Annotated in this window: 20 protein-coding genes and 1 pseudogene; 6 read left to right on the forward strand and 15 right to left on the reverse strand. The window is 47.2% G+C overall.

Features of this window, described 5'->3' with window-relative positions:
• Position 1 precedes the first annotated feature (1 nt).
• Positions 2-1,891 (forward strand): AAA family ATPase, encoded by a 1,890-nt coding sequence (locus tag BN3656_RS01345; RefSeq protein ID WP_066543291.1) that lies wholly within the window; start codon positions 2-4, stop codon positions 1,889-1,891.
• Positions 1,892-1,990: 99 nt separating this feature from the next.
• On the opposite strand, the gene BN3656_RS01350 is transcribed toward BN3656_RS01345, so the two are convergent.
• On the reverse strand, positions 1,991-3,100 hold the full coding sequence (locus BN3656_RS01350; RefSeq protein WP_066543534.1) for a hypothetical protein: 1,110 nt from the start codon (positions 3,098-3,100) through the stop codon (positions 1,991-1,993).
• Between the two features lie 183 nt (positions 3,101-3,283).
• Here BN3656_RS01350 and BN3656_RS01355 point away from each other — a divergent pair, with 183 nt between their 5' ends.
• From BN3656_RS01355 to BN3656_RS01365, 3 genes are all read left to right on the forward strand, one after another.
• Complete coding sequence (locus tag BN3656_RS01355; protein WP_066543293.1) at positions 3,284-3,991, forward strand: L-2-amino-thiazoline-4-carboxylic acid hydrolase; 708 nt, start codon at positions 3,284-3,286, stop codon at positions 3,989-3,991.
• A 66-nt stretch (positions 3,992-4,057) separates the two neighbouring features.
• Positions 4,058-4,324, forward strand: a complete 267-nt coding sequence (locus BN3656_RS01360) for a hypothetical protein (protein WP_066543294.1) — start codon at positions 4,058-4,060, stop codon at positions 4,322-4,324.
• Positions 4,325-4,426: 102 nt separating this feature from the next.
• Complete coding sequence (locus BN3656_RS01365) at positions 4,427-5,068, forward strand: RpiB/LacA/LacB family sugar-phosphate isomerase (RefSeq protein WP_066543295.1); 642 nt, start codon at positions 4,427-4,429, stop codon at positions 5,066-5,068.
• A 70-nt stretch (positions 5,069-5,138) separates the two neighbouring features.
• Here BN3656_RS01365 and BN3656_RS01370 read toward each other — a convergent pair whose 3' ends face one another.
• The 14 genes and pseudogenes from BN3656_RS01370 to BN3656_RS01440 form a co-directional block, all read right to left on the reverse strand.
• The gene (locus BN3656_RS01370; protein WP_096807379.1) at positions 5,139-5,597 is read right to left on the reverse strand and encodes a hypothetical protein; all 459 of its coding nucleotides are present in this window, start codon (positions 5,595-5,597) and stop codon (positions 5,139-5,141) included.
• Between the two features lie 519 nt (positions 5,598-6,116).
• On the reverse strand, positions 6,117-8,102 hold the full coding sequence (gene tkt, locus BN3656_RS01380; protein ID WP_066543302.1) for a transketolase: 1,986 nt from the start codon (positions 8,100-8,102) through the stop codon (positions 6,117-6,119).
• A gap of 137 nt (positions 8,103-8,239) precedes the next feature.
• The gene (locus BN3656_RS01385) at positions 8,240-8,953 is read right to left on the reverse strand and encodes an HAD family hydrolase (RefSeq protein ID WP_066543304.1); all 714 of its coding nucleotides are present in this window, start codon (positions 8,951-8,953) and stop codon (positions 8,240-8,242) included.
• 14 nt (positions 8,954-8,967) lie between these two features.
• Positions 8,968-9,660: an L-ribulose-5-phosphate 4-epimerase gene (locus BN3656_RS01390; RefSeq protein WP_066543306.1), complete on the reverse strand. Its 693-nt coding sequence runs from the start codon at positions 9,658-9,660 to the stop codon at positions 8,968-8,970.
• An 11-nt stretch (positions 9,661-9,671) separates the two neighbouring features.
• Entirely contained in the window at positions 9,672-10,724 is a 1,053-nt protein-coding gene (locus BN3656_RS01395; RefSeq protein WP_066543307.1) for a hypothetical protein, read from the reverse strand.
• A gap of 15 nt (positions 10,725-10,739) precedes the next feature.
• Positions 10,740-11,585 (reverse strand): L-ribulose-5-phosphate 3-epimerase, encoded by an 846-nt coding sequence (locus tag BN3656_RS01400; protein WP_066543309.1) that lies wholly within the window; start codon positions 11,583-11,585, stop codon positions 10,740-10,742.
• 1 nt (position 11,586) lies between these two features.
• On the reverse strand, positions 11,587-12,399 hold the full coding sequence (locus tag BN3656_RS01405; RefSeq protein WP_066543316.1) for a DeoR/GlpR family DNA-binding transcription regulator: 813 nt from the start codon (positions 12,397-12,399) through the stop codon (positions 11,587-11,589).
• A gap of 130 nt (positions 12,400-12,529) precedes the next feature.
• Positions 12,530-12,835 carry a PTS sugar transporter subunit IIB gene (locus BN3656_RS01410; protein ID WP_066543317.1) on the reverse strand — a complete coding sequence of 102 codons (306 nt, stop codon included), beginning with the start codon at positions 12,833-12,835 and terminating at the stop codon, positions 12,530-12,532.
• Between the two features lie 26 nt (positions 12,836-12,861).
• Complete coding sequence (locus tag BN3656_RS01415; protein ID WP_066543318.1) at positions 12,862-14,358, reverse strand: PTS ascorbate transporter subunit IIC; 1,497 nt, start codon at positions 14,356-14,358, stop codon at positions 12,862-12,864.
• A gap of 27 nt (positions 14,359-14,385) precedes the next feature.
• Positions 14,386-14,841: a PTS sugar transporter subunit IIA gene (locus tag BN3656_RS01420; RefSeq protein ID WP_066543319.1), complete on the reverse strand. Its 456-nt coding sequence runs from the start codon at positions 14,839-14,841 to the stop codon at positions 14,386-14,388.
• 29 nt (positions 14,842-14,870) lie between these two features.
• Positions 14,871-15,974, reverse strand: a complete 1,104-nt coding sequence (gene ulaG / locus BN3656_RS01425) for an L-ascorbate 6-phosphate lactonase (protein ID WP_066543320.1) — start codon at positions 15,972-15,974, stop codon at positions 14,871-14,873.
• 452 nt (positions 15,975-16,426) lie between these two features.
• Positions 16,427-16,684 (reverse strand): annotated as a pseudogene (locus BN3656_RS17035) (group II intron reverse transcriptase/maturase); the annotation flags it as partial.
• Between the two features lie 222 nt (positions 16,685-16,906).
• Positions 16,907-17,674, reverse strand: coding sequence for a hypothetical protein (locus tag BN3656_RS01435; protein WP_066543321.1), 768 nt, complete (start codon positions 17,672-17,674; stop codon positions 16,907-16,909).
• 220 nt (positions 17,675-17,894) lie between these two features.
• Positions 17,895-18,587: a 5'-methylthioadenosine/adenosylhomocysteine nucleosidase gene (locus BN3656_RS01440; RefSeq protein WP_066543325.1), complete on the reverse strand. Its 693-nt coding sequence runs from the start codon at positions 18,585-18,587 to the stop codon at positions 17,895-17,897.
• A 173-nt stretch (positions 18,588-18,760) separates the two neighbouring features.
• Here BN3656_RS01440 and BN3656_RS01445 point away from each other — a divergent pair, with 173 nt between their 5' ends.
• Complete coding sequence (locus tag BN3656_RS01445) at positions 18,761-19,009, forward strand: TIGR03905 family TSCPD domain-containing protein (RefSeq protein ID WP_066543538.1); 249 nt, start codon at positions 18,761-18,763, stop codon at positions 19,007-19,009.
• Positions 19,010-19,123: 114 nt separating this feature from the next.
• On the forward strand, positions 19,124-22,108 hold the full coding sequence (locus BN3656_RS01450) for an insulinase family protein (protein WP_066543327.1): 2,985 nt from the start codon (positions 19,124-19,126) through the stop codon (positions 22,106-22,108).
• The last annotated feature ends 120 nt before the right edge of the window (positions 22,109-22,228 follow it).

The raw sequence follows: 22,228 nt of genomic DNA on the forward strand, positions 1-22,228 counted from the left end.
CATGAAAATACTCAGTCTTCATATTGACGGCTTTGGAAAACTGAATGACCTGGATCTTTCCTTTGAAGACGGCTTAAATGTGCTCTATGGAAAAAATGAAGCCGGAAAATCCACCCTTCATACCTTTATCCGCGGAATGCTCTTTGGAATTGAACGCCAGCGGGGACGTGCTTCCAAAAATGATACCTATTCCCGCTTTGAACCATGGTCCGGTACAGGGGCTTATCAGGGATGGCTCCGTCTGGAAAGCCAGGGAGAAATCTTCCGGATTGAACGCAGATTTCAAAAAGGGAATAAAAGCCTTACGATCATCAATGAAACAAAGGGCTGTGAGGAAACGCCCACAGCGGCTCTGTGGGAACGCCTGCGGTGCGGCCTTTCAGAAACCGCCTACAGCAACACCATCAGCATCGGACAGTTAAAAAGCGCCACAGACGGGGGGATGGTATCGGAGCTGCGAAATTACATTGCCAATCTCAATACCTCCGGCAGTATTGCTTTAAATATCACCAAAGCCAGCGCTCTTCTAAAATCCCAGAGGCGGGAAATGGCTGCAAAGCTGGTACCTGAGGCCGCAAAGAGATACACAGCGCTTCTGAGCGAAGTACGCACCATTGAACACGAAATTTCCGATCCCCGCTATCAAAACCGTCTTGCATCCTGTCAGGCTGATCTGACGCAGATAAAGGAAGAGCTTGAAACCCACCGGACAGAAAAAGAGTCTCTTCTTGAAAAAACTGCCAGAGGACGGCAGATCCTTATTGGAAGCCATTTTACAGATGAGGCCTCCATTCAAAACCAGCTTCGCCAGACACAGGAAGCCTATAAGGAATACAGAGAAAAAACGGCGGCATCCGGCGGACGCGTTCAGACGGCAGCCACAGCCCTCTGTTTTCTGGCAGCAGGCATCCTGGCTCTGGGAATGGGATCCTGCATCAAAAAACCAGATATGATCCGGGGGCTTCTTACCCGGTTCGGGCCTGAACACGCAGGAACCTCTCCCGCCTTTTTTACATTTCTCACCGGTCTCTGCGGCCTTGGAGGCGCTGTCTTCCTGGCAGCTGCCCTGATGCAGCTATGGAGCAGACGGCGCCTAAAACGAGAGCTGTCCTCTGTAACGGATTTTTTATCCGGGATTCTCAGGGATCATCTGGGCGATTCCTCTATCTCCGATGAATCCATCCGCCGGTTAGAACAGCGCATATCGGAGCTCCTTCGCCTGGAGCGGGCTGTATATCAGTCGGAGAACGCCCTGAAGCGGCTCACAGATGAAGCCGAACAGCTCCAGTCCCGTGAAGCAGAGCTTTCAAAGGAAATCGAAACCGGTCAGCGCCTTCAGTGGGAATTAGAACAAAAACTGGAACGGCTCAGTACCTGCCGCAGTGAAGCGGAAGGCCTGAAGCACGTTCTCATGGAAAATGAGAGGATTCAGGAGGAGCTGGATGCCCTGGATCTGGCCCAGGATACTTTAAACCGGCTTTCCTCTACCATCCGGGATTCTTTCGGTCTCTACTTAAATAAAACTGCTTCTGAGCTTATAGCGGGTATCACAGGCGGTATCTACACCAGTATGAGTATCGATCAGGACTTAAATATCTTTATGAACACCCCCTCTCATCTTGTTCCTGTGGAGCAGGTCAGCAGCGGAACCATGGATCAGATTTATCTGGCAGTCCGCCTTGCCGCCGCAAAGCTGGTTCAGACGGAAGGAGAACAGATGCCCTTAATCTTTGACGACAGCTTTGCTCTATATGACGATGAACGGCTGAAAACTGCCTTAAAATGGCTCTCAAAGACCTTTAAGGGACAGATCATTCTCTTTACCTGCCACCAGAGAGAGGCCCAGCTGCTCACAGCGAATCAGGTGGATTTTCACTATCTGACTTTGTAAACAAATCCAAAGCCCCATACCTGCATCTCTTCTCTGAAATACACCAGAAAGGATGCACCGGTATGGGGCCTTTTCCGTTTAAAAATATCTATCGTTCTTCTACTGTCCATCCGCCTTTTTCTGGCTTCCAGCCTTATACAGGGTAATAGCCTCTGTAATATTGGCCGCGGAGCCTGACTGGATCAGCTTTGAAAGCTCGCTTAAGCGGTCGGGTTCTAAAAATTCATTTCCAAGATAAGGGCCAAATGTATCTGTGATATGGATGTTCTGATCCCGGATACTGTCCTCCAGGCTGTGAAGCTGGGCGGAAAGCTCCTTAATCTCCTCTTCCAGAGCCAGCATTTCTTCTCTGCGGTTTCCCTCGATCTCATCTGAAATAATGGTTCTTGTCACATTTTCAAAATTGCTCACAGCATCCTTTTTCCGCTCTGCAATTTCAGAAAGCTCCTGGCTGGCGCAGGCAATCTCGTCATCATATTTTTCCAGGTCATAGAGAGCTTCATTTCCGTCCTTCTGAATGGTACGGGTAATCACATGGATCTTTTTATGATTGGCCCTGAGAAGATTGCGGATCTCCCGCCCCTTCTTTAAAACATCCTGATAATGAGTCCGAATACGGTTTCCCACCATCAGATAAAGCCCTCCAAATAAAAATACATCTGCTACATAAACTGCAGCCAGATACCACCATTTTCGTTCAGGAATCAAAAAATAGATGCCGCAGGGGAATGCCAGAAAGCAGATAAGGAAGGTTAAAAAACCTATTCCAAATTCCTTCATTCCCCTGGGATAATAAAGGGCATAAAAGAAGGTCGTATTTACAAAGGCCGGAACACGATCCTTTTTAAACATGGTCTTTAACTGTATCTTCAAATCTCTGTTGTGGTCTCTTAACTGGCTGGTTTCCTCGGCAATCCGTTCTTTCACGCCTTTATCTTTTGCCTTTTCCCGTTTAGCTCTGGCTTTTTTCAGCCTGTCCTGCCCCTTTGCAATTTCTCTGTCATAACCGGATTCAATCTCATCTCTGCGTGCCTTTACGGTGCGGGAAATGGTATCCGCCACCTCTTTTTTCAAAGAAGCCAGCTCCTTTTCCTTCTGGCTCTCCTCTGCTTCCAGCTGTCTGGCTGTACGGCTGTCGCAGTTCACGCGGTATACCGCATCTCTGGCATCTGCCAGGAATTTTACATAATCTGTAATGGCCTGTGCCACAATTTTGTCCTCCTTATGAGTCCCGCGCATCCTGAAATCATACCAAAACCGCGCGTCTTTTGTATATCCATAGCTTACTACAAAACAGGCCGCTGGGCAAGAGATGGTCTGCTTTTCCATATCTGTTTTGTGGTATAATAGCCTTACAAAAATAACTGTCACAGAAAGGAGCTGCTAAATTCTATGGAGCGCAGTACATATACCGTAACTCATCACGGACTTCTGATCGGATTATATGGCAAAACACTGGAGGAACATTTGGGAGAATACGGACTGGATATTTTTGCAAATGCGATCATGCGCTATGCCCATGAGAGGGGACAGCGGATGCGAAAACGGGCCGTCCGAGACGGACGCAGGCTTGATCATGAGACATTTTTATCCTATGGCGAACTCCAAATCCCGTCAAGTCCTGAGGACTACAGTATTGGCAGCGAGTCCCCTGTTTATACGCTCTGCTGCCACCGCTGCATGTGGCAGGAAAGCTGGGCCAGATATGGTCTGGAACGCTACGGCGCACTGTACTGCAGATATGTAGATCTCCATCTGATCCAGGGCTTTCATCCCGATCTGGCAATAATCACCCGGTCGGCCCTGGGACTTGGCGACAGCTGCTGCACCTTTTCCTATGTAGGCTACTGTCAGACTCCCAAAAGCCGTCAGCGGATCGCAGCTGTGAAAAAAGAACTGGCCGGACAATATACGAAGGATTTTCTGTATCACTGCGGCCACCTGGTAAGCATCTTCCATACCTGTATCTCTGATATTCTGGGGGAAGAGACGGCGTCTCTCATTACCAGCCGGACAGCCTGTGATTTTGATACATATACAAAAGACGGATATTCCAAAGATATCCTGGCGGAGGCACAGCAGGATTTTTCAGAAATATAAGTCTTGAGGTTCTGCATTTTGCCGTGTTATACTGAAGCATATCATGTATGAGAAAGGGGGATTTTTATGTTCAGAATGTGGGGCAAGCTCATAAAGGACAACCATCTGCTAAAGGATATAACTGCCTGCCGGAGCGACTACTCCCAGTCACGGACCCAGATGGTATTTGACTGTCTGGATGAGATCTGCTATGAATTTGACCTGGAAAAACCGATCTGGCTGGATTCCAATATAAAAGATTTTAAGCTCCATGCAAAAACCCGCTTTGGCCGGGATCATTTTATTGAATCGGTAGATTTTGACTATCTGGAGATACAGGTGATCGAAGAATAAAACTTGCCTGTGTTTCCGGTCTGTAGTATGATAATGTATATGTCGCAGGGGACGATTCTGCTCCTTCCGGCTTATCACTATATGTATAAAGGAGAAAGCACTATGAAAATTGCACTGATCAACGAGAACAGCCAGGCTGCAAAGAATTCCATGATCTGCGAGAACTTAAAGAAGATTGTAGAGCCTATGGGCCATGAAGTTTTCAACTACGGTATGTATACCGCTGAGGATGAAACACAGCTGACCTACGTTATGTGCGGACTGCTGTCTGCTATCCTGTTAAACTCTAAGGCTGCAGATTATGTCGTTACCGGCTGCGGCACAGGAGAAGGCGCTATGTTAGCCTGCAACTCTTTTCCCGGCGTACTCTGCGGTCATATCGTAGATGTAGAGGATGCTTATATGTTTGCTCAGATCAATGACGGAAACGCCATCGCAATGCCATTTGCCAAGGGCTTTGGCTGGGGCGCCGAGCTGCACTTACAGTATGTATTTGAGAAGCTTTTCGGCTGCGAAAGCGGCGGCGGCTATCCAAAGGAGCGCGTAATTCCTGAGCAGCGCAACAAGAAGATCCTGGATGAGGTGAAGAAGATCACCCATACCGATATGATGACCATCTTAAAGAATATCGATCAGGATTTCTTAAAGACCGCCATCAGTGGAGAGAAATTCCAGGAGTATTTCTTTGCAAACTGCCAGGTACCTGAGATCGCAGAGTACTTAAAGAGCGTATTAAACGCTTAATCCGATCATTGACCGGTTGATACAGGATCGGGCGCCTTTGGGCGCCCGGTTTTCGTTTGCAGGATCATTTCTACTGTACCTTTTTATACAGCGTATATACTACCACATCCTCTACATATCTGGAAAGAGTCATCAGCTGATCCCCTTCTGCAATAAAATACGTCTCATATGGATTTTTAAAATAATCTTCTCCCGGCAGAGATTTATAGATTCCATCCTCTGTCGGATAAAGCGTATAATCCCATATTTTATACCTAACCCATTTATCATCTTTTCCTACTATATACCCCAAAACCTGAAGACATCTGTTCGACTGCCGGCTGATCTCCAGCCTGTGAAGTCTGGGCATGCCATAGCTTCCCAGGTGGTTTCCGTAATCATATACCTCCCCATCCTGTACCCATGCGCCCGACTCATTTACCTGATAGCCGTCCGGCGTAACCGTATTGACATAGAGATAACCCCAGTCATCAAAGCAGTATGACTCTGCCGTTCCGTCCCCGTTTCCATAATCATAACCACCCGTCAAACGCAACTTCATAAACCCACGAGGAAATTATCCTTATATCTGTGCCTGAATTTTTGAATTATTTTTTCAAGCCGTAACAATAATATAAGACTTCTATTATTCCGGCTTTATTGGCGTTTCTTATACCGATGGACTTTAAATCTATATCTTCGTTTTCTATTTCGAATAAAAATTTTCTCATGTCATCGGCAATTTCGGCAGTGATGATTTGCCGTGTATCGGCAGTAATTAACTGAGCGAGGCGGAACACATCATTCTTGTGTTTCTTAATATTTTTACTGTCGATTTGCTCCCCATTGGACTTACGTTCCTTTTATCCAAAGCAAGCAGGATATCATTGGCGCTATATCCGTTGGCAACCAATCCCTCAAGGTAATTTCTGATATATATGTAGTTCTTATAAATGAGGGACGCAAAATACAAGGGTACCGGCAGCTGTTTTCCCCTCATCCACAACAAAAATCAGCCCCACAGCTCCCGGAAAACGGAAGCGCAGGACTGATTTTCATATTGCTTCAATTACAGGCTCTTAACCACCTCTGCCACATGAGCAGCGGTAAAGCCAAATTTCTCAAACAGTTCATTTGCAGGGCCGGAAGCACCGAAGCCTTCCATGCAGACGGTTGCTCCGTCCAGTCCTACATATTTTCCCCAGCCAAAGTCGGACAGCGCCTCTACGGCCACTCTCTTTCTCACAGCCTTTGGAAGTACGGACTCTTTGTACTCTGCAGTCTGCTCTTCAAATACATCCATACATGGCATGGAAACAACTCTTACGTCCATGCCGTCAGCCGCCAGAAGCTTCTTTGCTTCGACTGCAAGGCTTACCTCAGAACCGGTTGCAATGATAATGGCATCTGGTGTCTCCTTCACGGAATCTGCCAGAACGTACGCCCCCTTTAAGGCGTCCTTTCCAGTTCCTTCCAGCTGAGGAAGATTCTGTCTCGTCAGTACCAGAGCAGTAGGAGTTTCCTTAGAGGTAACTGCCGCATACCAGGCTGCTGCTGTCTCTCTGCCGTCTGCCGGACGGAATACATGGAAGTTCGGCATAGAACGCAGCATAGCCAGCTGCTCGATGGGCTCATGGGTCGGGCCGTCTTCGCCTACGCCGATGCTGTCATGGGTCAGAACGTATGTCATAGGCACCTTCATCAGGGAAGACAGTCTTGCCACAGGCTTCATGTAATCGCTGAATACGAAGAAGGTAGCCACATAGGGAATCACACCGCCATGAAGAGCCAGACCGTTTCCGATAGCTGCCATAGCCTGCTCACGAACGCCAAAGTGCAGATTCTTGCCGCTGTAATCCTCTTTGGAGAAATCTCCCTCGCCCTTTAAAGCAGTTTTATTGGAAGGAGCCAGGTCAGCAGAACCGCCGAACAGGTTTGGAACTGCCTTGTTGATACGGTTTAACAGCTCTCCGGAAACGTTTCTGGTTGCCTGAGGCTTATCCTCAAAGGCCCAGAACTCTTCCTGATCGTAAAGCTTTTCTGCCAGATTTCCGTCATGGTACTGATCCCAAAGTTCCTTCATTTCAGGATATTTCTCGCAGTACAGGGCAAAACGTGCCTTCCACTCTTCTTCCGGAGTTTTCAGACGCTCTTTTACTGTTTCCATGTGATCGTATACGTCCTGAGGAACAAAGAAGGGCTCCATGCTCTCCCAGCCGATGTTCTCCTTTAATGCAAGCACATTGTCTCCGCCCAGAGGCTCGCCGTGGGCAGAAGCCTTGCCCTGCTTTGCAGGACAGCCATAGCCGATCTCGGTATGAACAATGATTATTGACGGTCTTTCTGTATCTGCCTTGGCTGCCTCAATGGCTGCACCGATGGCGTCAAAGTCATTTCCATCCTCTACCTTAAATACGCCGAAGCCGTATGCTTCCATACGCTTTGCCACATCTTCCCTGAACGCAATGTCCGTATTTCCCTCAATGGAAATATTGTTGGAATCATAGATTACGATCAGCTTTCCAAGTCCCAGAGTACCTGCCAGAGAGAATGCTTCAGAGGAAAGTCCCTCCATCATACAGCCGTCTCCGCCCAGTACATAGGTATAATGGTCTACGATTTTGCAGTCTTCTTTGTTAAATACAGCAGCCAGATGAGCTTCAGCCATAGCCATGCCCACTGCCATGCCCATACCCTGTCCCAGAGGACCGGTAGTTGCTTCTACGCCTACGGTATGTCTGTACTCCGGATGTCCCGGTGTCAGAGAACCAGTCTGACGGAAGTTCTTAATATCATCAATGGAGAGATCTCCGTATCCGAACAGATGGAACAGAGAGTACAACAGCATAGAGCCATGGCCTCCTGATAATACAAAACGGTCTCTGTCAACCCATTCAGGGTCAGCCGGATTGTGTTTCATATGCTCTGCCCACAGCTCGTAGGCAATAGAGGCGCAGCCTAAAGGAAGGCCCGGATGGCCGGACTTTGCCTTTTCAATGGCGTCCGCAGAAAGTACGCGGATGGCATTGGCGGTTTTAGTCTTGATCATTTCCATGATCGTTCTCCTTTCTCTTGTGTCATGTCTTTTTGTTTCTGCTATAAACCAGTATTACACTTAATCTTATCATTTCATTTTGATTCCGTCTAGGGTGAGTTTTGAATTTATGGCGTTTACCGCCGGCATCTGTGCCTTTAAATCAAAATTTCTTTACCCAGGCATATCCTGTCATCCTGTATGCATCCGCAGAATGAATCAATCACCGGATATGATCGTTTCTCATCTTCCGTAGGATTTTTATGATACCATACGCCCTTAAATCCGTTCTTTAAAGCACCCTCTACGTCCTTTTCAAGACTGTCTCCGATAAAAGCGCACTGAGACGGGGCTGCTCCTGCCTTTTGCGCGCACAGATCAAAGAAACGTCCGGCCGGTTTTTCCGCTCCAGCCTCCTCGCTGGTTACGATCCAGTCAATATAAGAAGAAACTCCCAGCACTTCCAGTTTTTTATACTGGATATACGCCGTCATATCCGTGCCTATCCCAATTCCGATCCCTTTCGTTTTAAGCAGCTGCATCAACTGCAGAACACCCTCTTCAGGACGGGCAGAAGATAAAAGACTGTCCCAATATAAATGATACATGACTGTTGCATGGGGAAAAAGCGGCTTTCCCAATAATTCCAAAATACACTGCATCCGGATCAGACGGTTATGCACTGCTGCACAGTCTGCGCCTGTCCGTTCCTTTACCAGCTGCTGTGCCTGGCGAAACACCTTCACAAATGTCTCCCGATCCATCTGAAGAACCGTTTCTCCGTAAACAGTCAGGGCTTTCATTCCAGCCTCATTTCCTCTGTCATAGCTGTAAAGAGTGTTGTCAATATCAAAAAATACCGCTTTTATCATCTGATTCTCCCGTATTATTTCCCCTGTCCATAGTAAGCATTAACGCCATGTTTTCTGTAATAGTGCTTATCCTGAAGCTCCTGAGGCGCAGGCTGCACCCGGGGATTGATCATCTCACAGCGGGCCGCCATTTTGGCAACCTCCTCCAGCACAACTGCATTGTGAACCGCCTCATGTCCGTCCTTTCCCCAGGTAAAGGGACCGTGATTCTTACATAAAACAGCTGGAACCGCTTCATAATCTTTATCTTTAAAATAATCTGCGATCAGAACCCCTGTATTCTTCTCATAAGCACCCTCGATCTCCTCCTTTGTCAGGCATCTGACACAGGGAATCTCTCCGTACATATAATCCGCATGGGTAGTTCCGTAGCACGGAATCCCTCTGCCCGCCTGAGCCCAGCTGGTCGCCCAGGGTGAATGTGTATGTACAATTCCACCGATCTTTGAAAATGCCTTATACAGCTCCACATGGGTAGCTGTATCAGAAGAAGGATTATATTTTCCCTCGATTTTATTTCCTTCCAGATCCACGATTACCATATCATCCGGAGTCAGCTTATCATAATCCACGCCGCTGGGCTTAATAGCAAAATATCCTGTTTCCCGGTCAATCTCGCTTACATTTCCCCAGGTAAACGTTACAAGGCCATGCTTTGGCAGCAGCATATTTGCCTCATAAACTCTTTTTTTCAGTTCTTCTAGCATAATGTCCTCCCTTATTCCATTTCCAGCTCGTATCTTGCCACTTCGTCAATCTCACGATTCGTTGCGATCAGAATGTCTTTTCCATCATATTTATACGCATATGCATTGGCAGGGCCGCAGTCATGGTCAAGCCGCTCTGCCCTGTATTCCTGCTTTTCCTGATCGTAGGTAAATGCCAGCAGATCCCGGTCTCCCTTTCTGTGGCCGATAATTACAGTGGGAACACCGCCGATATCGCCGCCCCAGATGGCATGAACAAATTCCGCGTCCTTCCCATAGCTGTATACATGCTCAAAGCGGCCGTCTTTCTTTTTGTAGAAGTCGATCTTCTCGCCATGGAAGGGCGCCAGAACTGCCAGCTCCTTCTCTCCGTCTCCGTCCATATCAAGCAGCAGCGCATCGCTGGCCGGGGTATCAAGAAGCTGTGTAATCTCCCACTCGCCCTCAGGTGATGCAGGCGGAATAAACTGATAGATTCCGTTTTCACAGGAAACCACGCTTGTATCCTGTCCGTTTTCCTTTACACGGTAGTAGCCGTGGTTTTTGAGCATCTGATCCTTGATCACCTTCATCTCCAGCTGATGCTCCTCGTCAAAGCTGCTTAAATCCTCCGGAAGCACAGCCGCAAACACACGGCCGGGAGAGGACCAGTCATCCTTAAACTCATGGCCGGATTTTAAACAGCAGGCGATCAGATAGTGTACCCCATTTCTCTCTAAAATGTCAAACCGGTGTACAAAGGGCAAATCGGTCAGAGTGCGTACCTCCCAGTTTCCCTTTGATTTTGGAGTCACAATTACGATCTTTGCGTCCTTTGAGTCATTGGGAGAATAAAATTTATGGGTAGCAAGAAACTGGCCGTCCGTTCCCGGAACCTGCTGCATGGTCATAACACCGCCCGGCTGCTCCCAGACAGTATCCTCCTGGTTTCCATCCAGATCAAAGAGCAGACAGCGGTCTACCTTCTCAGCTGCCACCAGGATATGATCCTTTCCCTGATAATGAAGAGGTGCTATGGAATAACATTTTGTCAGATTGGAAATTACTTTTTTTACTGCCTTCATCGTTTAACCGCCTTTCTACTCATTACCCTGTAAAATCTTCGTCATCTTATCACAGGCAAACTTCAGATCTTCTGTCCAGTCTGGATTTCCTACATACCAGAACTCGGTCACAAACTTCCGAACGCCCAGCTCCCACGCCTTGCGGATACCGGCCTCAAAGTCTACATGGCCTGTCCCAAAAGGAATTTCGCGGAATTTACCCGGAAGTGTCTCTTTTAAATGCATGGCAGCCAGATGGCCCCGTCCGGTTTCCAGATCCTCTTCCACATCTGTACCATACGTTACAGCCGCATTGGTAACATTTCCCAGATCAGGATATACATTCAGATACGGAGAATTTACCCGATTTACATAAACCATCGCTTTCTCTACCGTATTCATAAATTCCGTTTCCATGGTCTCAAAGCCCATCATCACTCCGGCTTTTGCCGCCATCTCCACTGCTTTTTTTAAATTTTCCTCAAAACGCTCTCTTGTCTCTTCACTGCCTTCTTCATAATAAACATCATAACCGGCCAGCTGAATGATCCGAATCCCCAGATCCTCTGCCAGACGGATCGCCTTTTCCATAATCTCCATTCCTCTGGCGCAGGTCTCTGGATCATTGCTTCCCAAAGGGTATTTTCTGTGTCCACTCAGACACATGGTACGGATGGGAACACCCGTCTCACTCATCAGTTCCATTAAAGCCAGCCGTTCTTCCCTGCTCATATCAAGCCGTGCCAGCTTTTCATCTGTTTCATCAATACTAATCTCTATAAAATCAAATCCTGCCCCTTTTGCCGCCAGCATCTTTTCCTTCCAGCTCAGATCCTTTGGCATGGCCTTCTCATAAAGGCCCAGTGTATATGCTTTTGCCATTTTATTTTCCTTTCTTTTCTGTCTGATTTATCAGTCCTTCATTCGGAAAATCTGCTTTCTTCACCTGATGAACTCTTACTCCTTTTGCCCTCAGCTCCTCCACAGCCTCTGCCGGAGCCAGTTCATCCGTAATCAGATAGTGAATCTCCTCAATAGGACAGCTGATAAAGCTACTGATCTGCCCCAGCTTGGTATGGTCTGCCAGAATATATGCATCCTTTGCCACATTCCGCACCATTAGCTGGTTAATCGTAACCTCATTGGCGTTTTCCGTTGTCATTCCCATAACAGCATCAATGCCGGAACATCCCACAAAGGCCTTTTTGGCAATTACCGTCTGGAGATTACGGATTGCATAATCCCCCACCATTGCCTCTTTTGGATAACGCAGCTCTCCTCCTGTAAGGATTACATTTACCCCCTGGCCTCTCTCTGCATCAATCGCTCTTCCATTATTTGTGATCACTGTAACATTTTTTTTTGTAATATATCGAAGAATCTGGCGGACATTCCGGCTGGTATTAAGAAACAGTGTATCGCCGTCCTCTACCAGACTGGCCGCATAGCGCGCAATCAAATCCCGGTACAGCTGGATTTCGTCCGTCTGCTCCCCTTGTTCCCGGACTGCAACTGCACCTCCGTATACCCGGATCAGCTGCTTCTGCTCTTCCAGATACTGTAAATCCCTGCGTATCGTAATCACAGAAACCTTCAGCTCTTCTGCCAGCGCCTCTACCCGAACCTGAGATTTTTCCCTTAATATATCCCGGATCCGTTCTCTCCGCTCATCCACATATACCTTCTCACGCTTCACTGTTTCCCCTCCCATTCTTTTAAAATAAGGCAAATATTTAACAGTCCTTCCGCCGTTGTGATAATAAAGGCTGCAGCAGTCAGCTGCGGCAGCCTTTTAAACAAGATCTGCTGTTTATACGCTCACTGTACTATTCAATAATACCCTGAGCCTTCAGCTTCTCCTCAATCTCTTTATCTGACATAACATTCTTTAACGGAATCACCTTTACACCCTTTGCCGCTGCATCTGTGAACATACTGGCAAAGTTCTGGGCACACAGCAGAACATCATACTGTGCAGCTGTGCTCTTCCCCTCAGACAGCGGCGCGTGATGGGTTTTACACTTAATGCCGTTTCTTTTTAACACCTTGTCTAATGCCAGCTGAGCCATCAGGCTGGAACCGGAACCATTTGCGCAGCACACGAGAAATTTTAAATTATTTGCATTTGCCATGAATATATCCTCCATATAAAATTATTTTAGTTTGCTTTGTTTGCCTTTAATTCCTTATATGCCTCATAATCTTCTGTCATAAGGAAGTAACCCTTCTTATCCTTGTAATACTGGATCTGCGGAATAGCAAGAAGACCGATAAAAATAAGAGTTACGCCGATATAGCTTAAATACTTCATAACTACTGTAAATACAGGCCATACAACCGCCCAGTCCCACATACCTAAATATCCGCCGTAAGCTGCCATTCCAACCCAGCCTGCAATCAGAGCAGAACCGAATACCTGGCATAATCCGGAGATAAACGGAAGAACCAGAACAGCCTTTAAGCCACCCTTTTCATTGGCAAATACACCGATGGTAGCATTGTCAAAGAATACAGGTACGAAACCGCAGATAATAAGTACCGGACTCTTTAAAGCAATCAGAACAATAATTGCCAGGATCTGTCCGATAAAACCGGATACAAAGCCCAGAGTCACTGCATTGGATGCACCGAAACCAAAGATAACTGCACAGTCTACACCAGGAACAGAACCCGGAAGCAGCTTGCTTGCAATACCTTGGAAAGAAGTTGTCAGCTCAGCAACGAAGGTACGGACGCCCATCTGCAGAATTGCCAGATATACTGCAAAGTAAAGACAGGTCTGGATTACATAGAACAGCATGCTCTGCCCTTCCTTCATAAAACCGCCTGCAATCAGATAGTCCTTTCCAAGTACACATAAGATTGCGCCAAAGAATACCAGCATCAAAACAGAAGCAGATACCATGTTGTCGTTGAAAATAGATAAAAAGCCGGGAAGTTCCAGATCCTCAATCTTCTTAACCTTCTTATCTTTCTTCTTGCCTTCATTTCCAAAAAGCTTTCCTGCCAGCCAATAGAAGAAAGCTACACCAAACATCTGCTGATGAGCCAGAGCAAAGCCTGCTCCGTCAGTTACTTCCTGACATGGTTTAATTGTCAGGTTAGAACCTACTGCCCAGTAAGCACCCAGAAGAAGAGCCATAACGATCAGCATCGGAACATGCATGCCGGGAGCCAGAAGGCCCGGAAGAGCAAACATGATCAGCCAGTAAGCAGTTGCAGCCTGCTGTACCTGTACGTTTCCTGTGGTAAACAGTGCGCGAAGCTTTGTATATTTGCTGAAGCGCACCAGCAGGATATTTACAATAAATGCGATAAACAGAAGGATCATCGCATCGCCGAAGCCTTTTCCGAATACTTCTTCTACTCCGGCTGTAACGGCATTCTGTCCAAAATACGGATCAATAACTGTTGCGTTAATATTGAAGCGTTCACCCAGACCTACCAGTACAGGACGGAAGTTGTTAACCAGTCCGCCGGAACCAACAGTCAGAATCAGGTATCCTACAATTGCTTTAATTGTGCCTGCCAGAATATCATACCATGGTCTCTGAAGCAGAATATAACCGATCAATACAATAAAACCAATCATAAATGCCGGCTGCTGCAGGATATTTGTTGCAAAATATGACCAGATCTTAGACAAAATTTCCATAAGTCACCCCTTATTCCCTCTCTTAAATCAATCCAGATATTGTTTCTGGATTTCCAACAGATCTTCCGGTGTTTCAGCCTTTAATAAGGCTGCCACCACTTCTTCGTTCATCAGAAGTTCTGACAGACGAACCATATTGTTCATGTGCTGCTCCGCATTGCAGGAAGCCAGCGTAAAAAACAGCTGTGCGTCCTTTTCCGGATCCTCCGGATCAAAAGAAACCGGCTTGTCCAGCTTCATAAAACCAATGCTGGTCTTATGTACCCCTTCAGCCCCCTCCTGAGAATGGGGCATGGCAATGTTTGGCATAAGCACAATATATGGACCATATTTCTCCACGCAGGCAACAATATCTTCCTTATAATTTGCCTCTATCGTACCGTCTGCCTCCAGACTTTCGCAGCTCATGCGGATGGCTTCCTTCCAGTCCGGCGCTTCAGCTGCAAACTTATAATGTTTCTGCTCTACAAATTCTCTCAGCATATAACTTTCCCCCTAACACTTATCTGACCTTACAGGCAGGAACGGAATGGAATATTCTGAGGATGTTCGAAGCAGTCCTCAAATCCGCGTCTGTGGTGGTAAGCTTTCTTATCCTTATCTGTAGGATATACATATTTTCCTCCCACTTCCCAGAAGAATGGATGGAACTTGTAGTCCAGACGGTCTTTCTTCATATCATAAAGTACCCGGATTTCATTGATATCTGCCATAAAGTTGGTCCATACGTCATAGTGGATCGGGATTACAACCTTGGCTCTCAATGCCTCTGCCATACGGAGAATATCTACAGAGGTCATCTTGTCTGCCATACCCACAGGATTCTCACCATAGGAACCAAAAGCCACATCTACATCATAATCTTTGCCGTGCTTTGCAAAGTAAATGGAGTAGTGGGAATCACCGCTGTGATAGATATTTCCGCCCGGAGTCTTAATCAGATAGTTTACTGCCTTGTCATCCATATCGGTAGGACAAATTCCTGTAAGCTCTTCTCTGTTCTCGCTGGTATCATCTGTTGTTACCAGGCAGGTTCTGTCAAAGGAATCCAGAGCAACGATCTCAACGTCTTTGATCTTAATCGTATCACCCGGTTTTACTGTAATGCAGCGATCTGCAGGAACACCCCATTTCTGCCACAGTTCTACAGATTTCTTCGGTCCGATAAATGGTACGGGAACCTCTTCTCCCTTTTCGTTTGTTGTTGTCATGCCGCTCTTAATTACATGGGCTGCATACTCAGCGCTCATATGATCCTGATGGTAATGGGTCGCCAGCACTGCGTCTACCTGCTTAATGGCAAAGGGATCGATCACAAAGGGGACTGCTCTTAAGTTAGGCTGCATCATTCTGCCGCCGCACATATTTGCCATCTGATGTCCCGGCTTCATCTTTCCGTCTCCATGGGTTCTCTTTCCGTTTCCGGCCCAAAGATCTACGGTAAGATTGCATCCTCCAGGAGTCTTAAACCAGATACCGGTACATCCCAGCCACCACATGGCAACAGTTCCCGGCTTCACCTCCTCGTTCTCAATCTCCTCATTCAGCCAGGTTCCCCACTCGGGAAATGTCCCCATGATCCAGCTCTCTCTTGTGATCTCATCAATCTTGCTCATTTCGCATCCTCCTTGTTTTTGATCATTTTTATGATTGTTCTTATGCGTTCATCTCTGTCTTTACTTGAATATTAGCACTTTTTGTGCAGTATGGCAATGGTATTATATGATTGTTTCATATTTTATATGATTCATTTATTATTTTGCATTATATTACACGTGATTTAACTTATCTTTTATATATTTTATCCATAATTTTTACCATTCCATTTGTTTTATCTTTGTATTTTAATTTAATTTTTTATATATTTACTTATTATCCTGATTTTTACATACTTTCTTCTTGGTTATATGATTCTTTTTTATGGATTTCGGTCTTATCTTTTAGTCGTCATCCCTTCATATGATTCTTTTTACGATATCAGCGTGTTCACCTTTTCGATCGAGTAGGAGGCGGTGATTAACCGCCGTCCTCTCACAGCACCGTACGTACCGTTCGGTATACGGCGCTTTCAATAGTTGACGTGCACAGACTGGTAGGCTGTGGCTAAATCATAATAGCCACTGTTTATCAGTCTTTCTTTATTCAGCGCCCAAATCACAGCTTTGTTATTACTGATATACCAATACTTTCTGCGACTGTTTGCTATTGTTGCCGCATAGTGTTCTGGAATTCCCAGCTTGACTAGATTCTTATATTTTGTTCTAGGTTTCTTCCACTGTTTCCATATACACATACGTATTCTGTGATAGAGCCATCCGTTAATGTCAGAGATTTGCCCGTGAGTTAGTATGTTCCTCACATCCAGCTTCCTTCAGATCCCACCTCACGATGGACACCCTTGCCTTCGGCTATATCCTTCCCACTACCGGGCGGATTCGGGACTTTAACCCGTTAGAAACGTGCGCCGCTAGGCGCACCATACAAAAAGCTGCCCCCAGTCCCCAAGGGAACCGGGAGCAGCACATTTCTCCAAATCTCATAACTATGATCAGGATATAAATCCTTTAAGCATCTCACCCAGCATCCGCTTCTGATCCGGGTTCAGGTCCTGAAGCCAGTTTTCACCGGAACGGTCCTCTCTGGCGTCTCTGGATACTTCCCTGAGAGTTTCCCTGCTGGCTGCGGTCTGTTCTGCACTGCGTCTGGCATGAACTCTGCGGTCTCTTCCGATGGAGCGCACAGGAGCCGCTTCCCGGCGTTCTTCCTCTGCCGCCGGAGCAGGCTGCTGGTCTGATGCCGTCTCACGCTCCATCCGGGACCACATTACATTTTCCACATGATCCTGAAGACAGGTAAGGAGATGCTGGCGCTTTGCCTCCAAATTTACACCGTAATCCACAAACACGGTGGCCATCCCTCCAAAGATACCCATAACGCCATACAGGACAATGTAGTAATTATCGCTTCTGTTCCAATAGGAGAGGAACGCCGCCGCCCCTCCTGCGAGAAAGCATAAAAGCGTCAGCTGTCCTCCCAGATTTTCAAATCCCTGAAGGCTGATCCCCATAAAACGCAGGCTGTAAATCTGGCGTTCCAGATATACTCTGGTGTTGTTCATTCCCATATTGATCCTGTATGTATCCTCCGCATTCTGGCGCAGGGCGCGCAGATACCGGTTTTTTGCAAGCGCCAGATTGGAGCTCTCCCGAATGAGACGTTTATAGAAGCTTCCCGCTGCGAGCCTTACCATAATTCCTCCCAGACAAATTGCTGCCAGCAGATACAGAGCTCTTCCAGTCTCCAAAAAACTCATCATAACCAATTCCCCTTTCTATACACTACCATCATTTCTCTGCAGCCTATAGGCCGCTGCAGGCCGCCGAACCCGTCCCTGCAGGTCTGGAACATTTTCCGAAAATGATCCGAGCGGCTTCGGTAAGGTCTATTATAGTCCGGGAATTGGATTTGGGAAGTTGAGAACCCCTAGAATCGTTCGTCAAATTCCCCCACGAAACGATTCTTAAGGTAAAATGCTGCTACATGCAGCGAACCATTTCCGTCATCAGGTTTACGCTGTGGCGGATGGCCTGAGCCTCGAAAACAGCGTAATCTACACCGGCGCTGTCATCTGCCTTGTCAGAAATAGCGCGCAGGATCAGGAATGGGATACGGTTAAAATAGCACACCTGAGCAATGGCCGCTCCCTCCATCTCTGTACACATACCGGAAAATGTTTCACTGATCCACTGCTTTTTATCCTTATCAGAAATAAACTGATCCCCCGAAACAACACGGCCTGTAAAAGTGCCGATCTCCGGATTCACCCGGCTGCAGCATTCCTTTGCAAGAGTAACCAGTGTTTCATCTGCCGGAAATGAAAGCGTATCTACTCTTGGGATCTGCCCCGCTTCATAGCCAAAGGCTCTGGCATCCATATCGTGCTGCAGAGCGTCTGTAGAAATCACAATATCACCGATATTGATCCGGGCGTCCAGAGAACCTGCAATTCCCGTATTGATGATACAGGAAGGCGCATAGCGGTCCGCCAGAATCTGAGCGCACATGGCCGCATTTACCTTGCCGATGCCGGAACGGACTACCACCGTGTCCTTTCCTTCCAGCTTTCCCTTATAAAATTCCATGCAGGCCCGGGACTCCACCTGTACCTCTGTCATTTTTTCTTTTAACATAGCCACTTCTTCATCCATGGCTCCGATAATTGCTATCATTGCAATTCCTCCTTATTCTGATCGGCGGCGCTGTCTGAAAGCCGCTTTTTCTCAATTATACTGTGGCCTGCACCATTTTTTCAAGCATCTTCTTGACAATCCACCCGCCTTGGGGCATAATCGAATCTGCATTGACTATGAAACAACGATTTTAATTGGAGGTTAATTACATGATGACATATAAAACACACGGCGTATGTTCCAGAGCCATTACCTTTGATGTAGACGGCAATAAGCTCACCAATGTCCAGTTTGCAGGCGGCTGCTCCGGCAATACCCAGGGCGTTGCAAGACTGGTAGAGGGTATGGATGTAGATGAGGCGATCCGCCGTCTGGAAGGCATTCAGTGCGGCCCCCGTCCTACCTCATGTCCTGACCAGCTAGCACAGGCATTAAAGGAATATAAGGCACAGCTGGCATAAAACAGCACTGCTTCGGATTCTTATAAAAACTGTATCCATATGCTGTACTGCGGATCGTCTGCCGCCGGTACAGCATTTTTTACGCACTGCATTTTATAAAAAAGGAGATTTGCCATGGCAAAGCTGCCCGAAAAAGGCCAGACTCTGTGGGGCTTTACTGTCACAGAGCGCAACTCAATTTCCATGCTGGGAGCTGAAACTGCGGAACTGTTCCACCCTTTCAGCGGAGCCAGACTTTTATATATACATAACGACGACCGGGAGCTTGGGTTTAATCTGATCTACCGGACTCCGCAGCTGGATAATCTGGATTCCAACCATATATTAGAGCATCTGATGCTCTGTTCCTGCCCTTCCTATCCCAGCCGGGATGTGTTCTTTGACATGGACAGCAAAAGCTATTCCACCTTTATGAACGGGATCACGGACAATACCTGCACCTGCTATCCGGTCTGCTCCCTGAGCATGGAGCAGCTTATAAAGCTTATGGATGTCTTTTTATGCTGTATGGAAGAACCGGAGGCTTTAAAGGATCATCGGTTCTTTATGAGGGAGGGGCTTCGGTTTGAACTGGAGGATACGGATGGAGAGCTTTCCATGCTGGGAACGGTTCTCAGCGAAGACTGGGGGCATTTAACAGATCTGGAGGAAAATGCGGACAGCGCGGCTGCCCAGGCATTGTATGAAGGGCAGATTGCAGCCAATCTTCTTGGAAGAGCCCATTTCCATTATAAAGAAATCACCTTTGAAAAAATCCGTCAAACCTACGAACAGCTTTATGACTATTCCAACTGCCTGATGATCCTCTACGGAGACGCCGACCTGGAGGCGGTTCTGCGTTTTCTGGATGAAAAACACTTATCACGCTTCAAAAGCAGAAACCTGAATCTTCGCCCCCTTTTTGAAGGGCCTGTGTCTTCCGGTTTCCGAAAAACAGAGGTCAAAAGTCCGGCCTATGAAGGAAGCCCGGCCGAACACTCCTCTGTGATCGACTATACCATTGATCTAAGCGGGCTGTCCCAGGAGGATGTGATCTGTATGGGGTTCTGTGCCGGAATGATGGATCAGGATACCTCTCCGGTTCAACGGGCCGCCAGATCCCTTGGCCTTAACAATATTATCGACGTCTATCTGGATACGGCGCTGGCCCGGCCGGTTTTAAAATTCCGCCTTCAAAATGGGGATAAAGAACAGCAGGAGCTGTTTTTTCAGACCGTAAATCAGGGGCTTGCAGACATGGCGGAAAATGGAATTGCAGACGAGCTGTACCATGCAGTCATAAAGGAAAACAGGCTGGCCGATCTCCTTATGAGGGAAACGCCCCATCTGGGCTTTCATCTGTCCGAGGATATCGGACGCTTCTGGAGCCTTACCGGACGAACCGACTACTACTCCCTTTACGAACGTACCTTCACACATTTCAGTGCAGATCAGGAACAGTCCATTCTGCGCAGGCTGGCAAAGCAAGTATTAAACCCGCCGTCAGCCGTACTGTCTGCAGCCATTCCCGTACCCGGTCTGGCAGAAGCTCTGGAACAGGAACGCGATCGGTGGCTGAGAGAAAAAAAGGCTTCCATGTCCCCAAAAGAGCTTCAGGCTCTCATCCGTGAAACAGCGGATTTTAAAAAATGGAGCGCCCAGGATAAAAGCTGTCTTGATTTTCTGATTCAGCCGGAGCAGCTTCCCGAACCCGAAGAGGATCCGCCCTTTTTCTCCGGCCTGCGCCATGGGATCTTCTGCTGCGGTTCCCCTTCTCCTCTTGCAGGAATCGGCAGCTACCAGCTCTTTTTTGATCTGAGCGAACTAAGCGGGGAAGACTGGAACTATCTTACATTGTATCAGATGCTGCTCACAGAACTGGATACACGCCGTTTCTGTGTGGAACAGCAGAAAAACATGGAACAGGAATATCTTTATGACTGTACCTTTGATGAACTGTATCCGGATGCAGATGCCGGCGAAAACAGCCGACCCATGATGAGCGTGGTGTGGTCGGGACTTACGGAGGACTTTGAAATCAGTCTGGATTTTCTTCTGGAGCTGATGAGAAATGGAAATTACGAAGATAGGGAAACGATTTCACAGGTGATTGAAAAATATCTCCCGGACTACGATCTGTCCAAAAGTGAAAACGGTCCTTCTCTAGCCTACAGCCTGGCAGAACGGTATATACGGCAGGACAGCCGTTTCCGTTTCCAGCTCAATTCACCTGAGATATACCACTTTTTAAAGAATATTTTAACCATCCTGATCAGGGAGCAGGCCCATCCCGATGATGAAGCGGCCAGGACAGACGCAAACCAGATAAGCAGCTCATTATATACCCTGGCCCAGAAGCTGGTAAGCCGCAGAAAGCTGATCTTTCTGGCAGCTGCCGAAAACGCTTCACTGGAACACATCCTGGATCGTGCCTCCACGTTGCTGAGCCAGCTTCCCGAGCGCAATGAAAACGGTTTCATGTTTTCCAATCATCTTTCACTTCCATCATGGGATCAGGCCCCGTCTCTTCGGACAGCCGCCTGCATTGACAGTTCTCTTGAAGAACTTAGGATGCTGGGAGATTTTAAAAAGGTTCCTGAATTTAAGGGCCGTTTCCTTCCATGGCTTCTGGCAGCAGGCGATAAATATGTAAAGCCTGCCGTGCGCTATCAGGGACGAGCCTATGACAGCGGAATTGATTTTCTTCTTCCGGCCGGATATTTTACCCTATGGAGCACAGAAGACCCTGATATCGAATCAACACTTTCCGTATTTAACCGTACCGGCCAGGCTCTGGCAGAACTAAAGCTGACGCCAGAGGATCTTCAGGGTTACATTTTAAGCGCCTATGCTCAGGCTCTCCCTCCCATCGGAATCCTGAACAGCCGTATGCGGGCTATGCGAAGATATATTATGGGGATCTCTACTGTATACATTAATGAAATGATACGCAATATACGCAACAGTACCGTAAATGACCAAAAAGAAGCGTCAGATTTAATCTGCCGTCTTTTAAAATCCGGTCCGGTATCTGTAGTCGGAAATGAAAAAATAATCCTGGAATATAAAAACCGATTTGATGAAATACTGAAGATAAAAGAAAAAAACGGTACGGTATGAAACTGTGGGGAGAGAAATCTCCCCATAAATTGGTTTGAGCCGGCAAGGCTGTCCATATGCCAACCCCGCCGGCTTAGTGATCTATGCTGCAGCGATAAATGCTGCTGTCTTCTATGTAAA

It is taken from the genome of Clostridium sp. AT4 (genome assembly GCF_001517625.2).
In the GTDB taxonomy this organism is placed as follows: Bacteria; Bacillota; Clostridia; order Lachnospirales; family Lachnospiraceae; genus Enterocloster.

Excerpts from the sequence above, each read along its gene's own strand:
- BN3656_RS01345 (WP_066543291.1), top strand. The coding sequence starts at position 2 with ATGAAAATACTCAGTCTTCATATTGACGGCTTTGGAAAACTGAATGAC.
- BN3656_RS01355 (WP_066543293.1), top strand. The coding sequence starts at position 3,284 with ATGGAGCGCAGTACATATACCGTAACTCATCACGGACTTCTGATCGGA.
- BN3656_RS01360 (WP_066543294.1), top strand. The coding sequence starts at position 4,058 with ATGTTCAGAATGTGGGGCAAGCTCATAAAGGACAACCATCTGCTAAAG.
- BN3656_RS01365 (WP_066543295.1), top strand. The coding sequence starts at position 4,427 with ATGAAAATTGCACTGATCAACGAGAACAGCCAGGCTGCAAAGAATTCC.
- tkt (WP_066543302.1), bottom strand. The coding sequence starts at position 8,102 with ATGGAAATGATCAAGACTAAAACCGCCAATGCCATCCGCGTACTTTCT.
- BN3656_RS01385 (WP_066543304.1), bottom strand. The coding sequence starts at position 8,953 with ATGATAAAAGCGGTATTTTTTGATATTGACAACACTCTTTACAGCTAT.
- BN3656_RS01390 (WP_066543306.1), bottom strand. The coding sequence starts at position 9,660 with ATGCTAGAAGAACTGAAAAAAAGAGTTTATGAGGCAAATATGCTGCTG.
- BN3656_RS01395 (WP_066543307.1), bottom strand. The coding sequence starts at position 10,724 with ATGAAGGCAGTAAAAAAAGTAATTTCCAATCTGACAAAATGTTATTCC.
- BN3656_RS01400 (WP_066543309.1), bottom strand. The coding sequence starts at position 11,585 with ATGGCAAAAGCATATACACTGGGCCTTTATGAGAAGGCCATGCCAAAG.
- BN3656_RS01410 (WP_066543317.1), bottom strand. The coding sequence starts at position 12,835 with ATGGCAAATGCAAATAATTTAAAATTTCTCGTGTGCTGCGCAAATGGT.
- BN3656_RS01415 (WP_066543318.1), bottom strand. The coding sequence starts at position 14,358 with ATGGAAATTTTGTCTAAGATCTGGTCATATTTTGCAACAAATATCCTG.
- BN3656_RS01420 (WP_066543319.1), bottom strand. The coding sequence starts at position 14,841 with ATGCTGAGAGAATTTGTAGAGCAGAAACATTATAAGTTTGCAGCTGAA.
- ulaG (WP_066543320.1), bottom strand. The coding sequence starts at position 15,974 with ATGAGCAAGATTGATGAGATCACAAGAGAGAGCTGGATCATGGGGACA.
- BN3656_RS01435 (WP_066543321.1), bottom strand. The coding sequence starts at position 17,674 with ATGATGAGTTTTTTGGAGACTGGAAGAGCTCTGTATCTGCTGGCAGCA.
- BN3656_RS01440 (WP_066543325.1), bottom strand. The coding sequence starts at position 18,587 with ATGATAGCAATTATCGGAGCCATGGATGAAGAAGTGGCTATGTTAAAA.
- BN3656_RS01445 (WP_066543538.1), top strand. The coding sequence starts at position 18,761 with ATGACATATAAAACACACGGCGTATGTTCCAGAGCCATTACCTTTGAT.
- BN3656_RS01450 (WP_066543327.1), top strand. The coding sequence starts at position 19,124 with ATGGCAAAGCTGCCCGAAAAAGGCCAGACTCTGTGGGGCTTTACTGTC.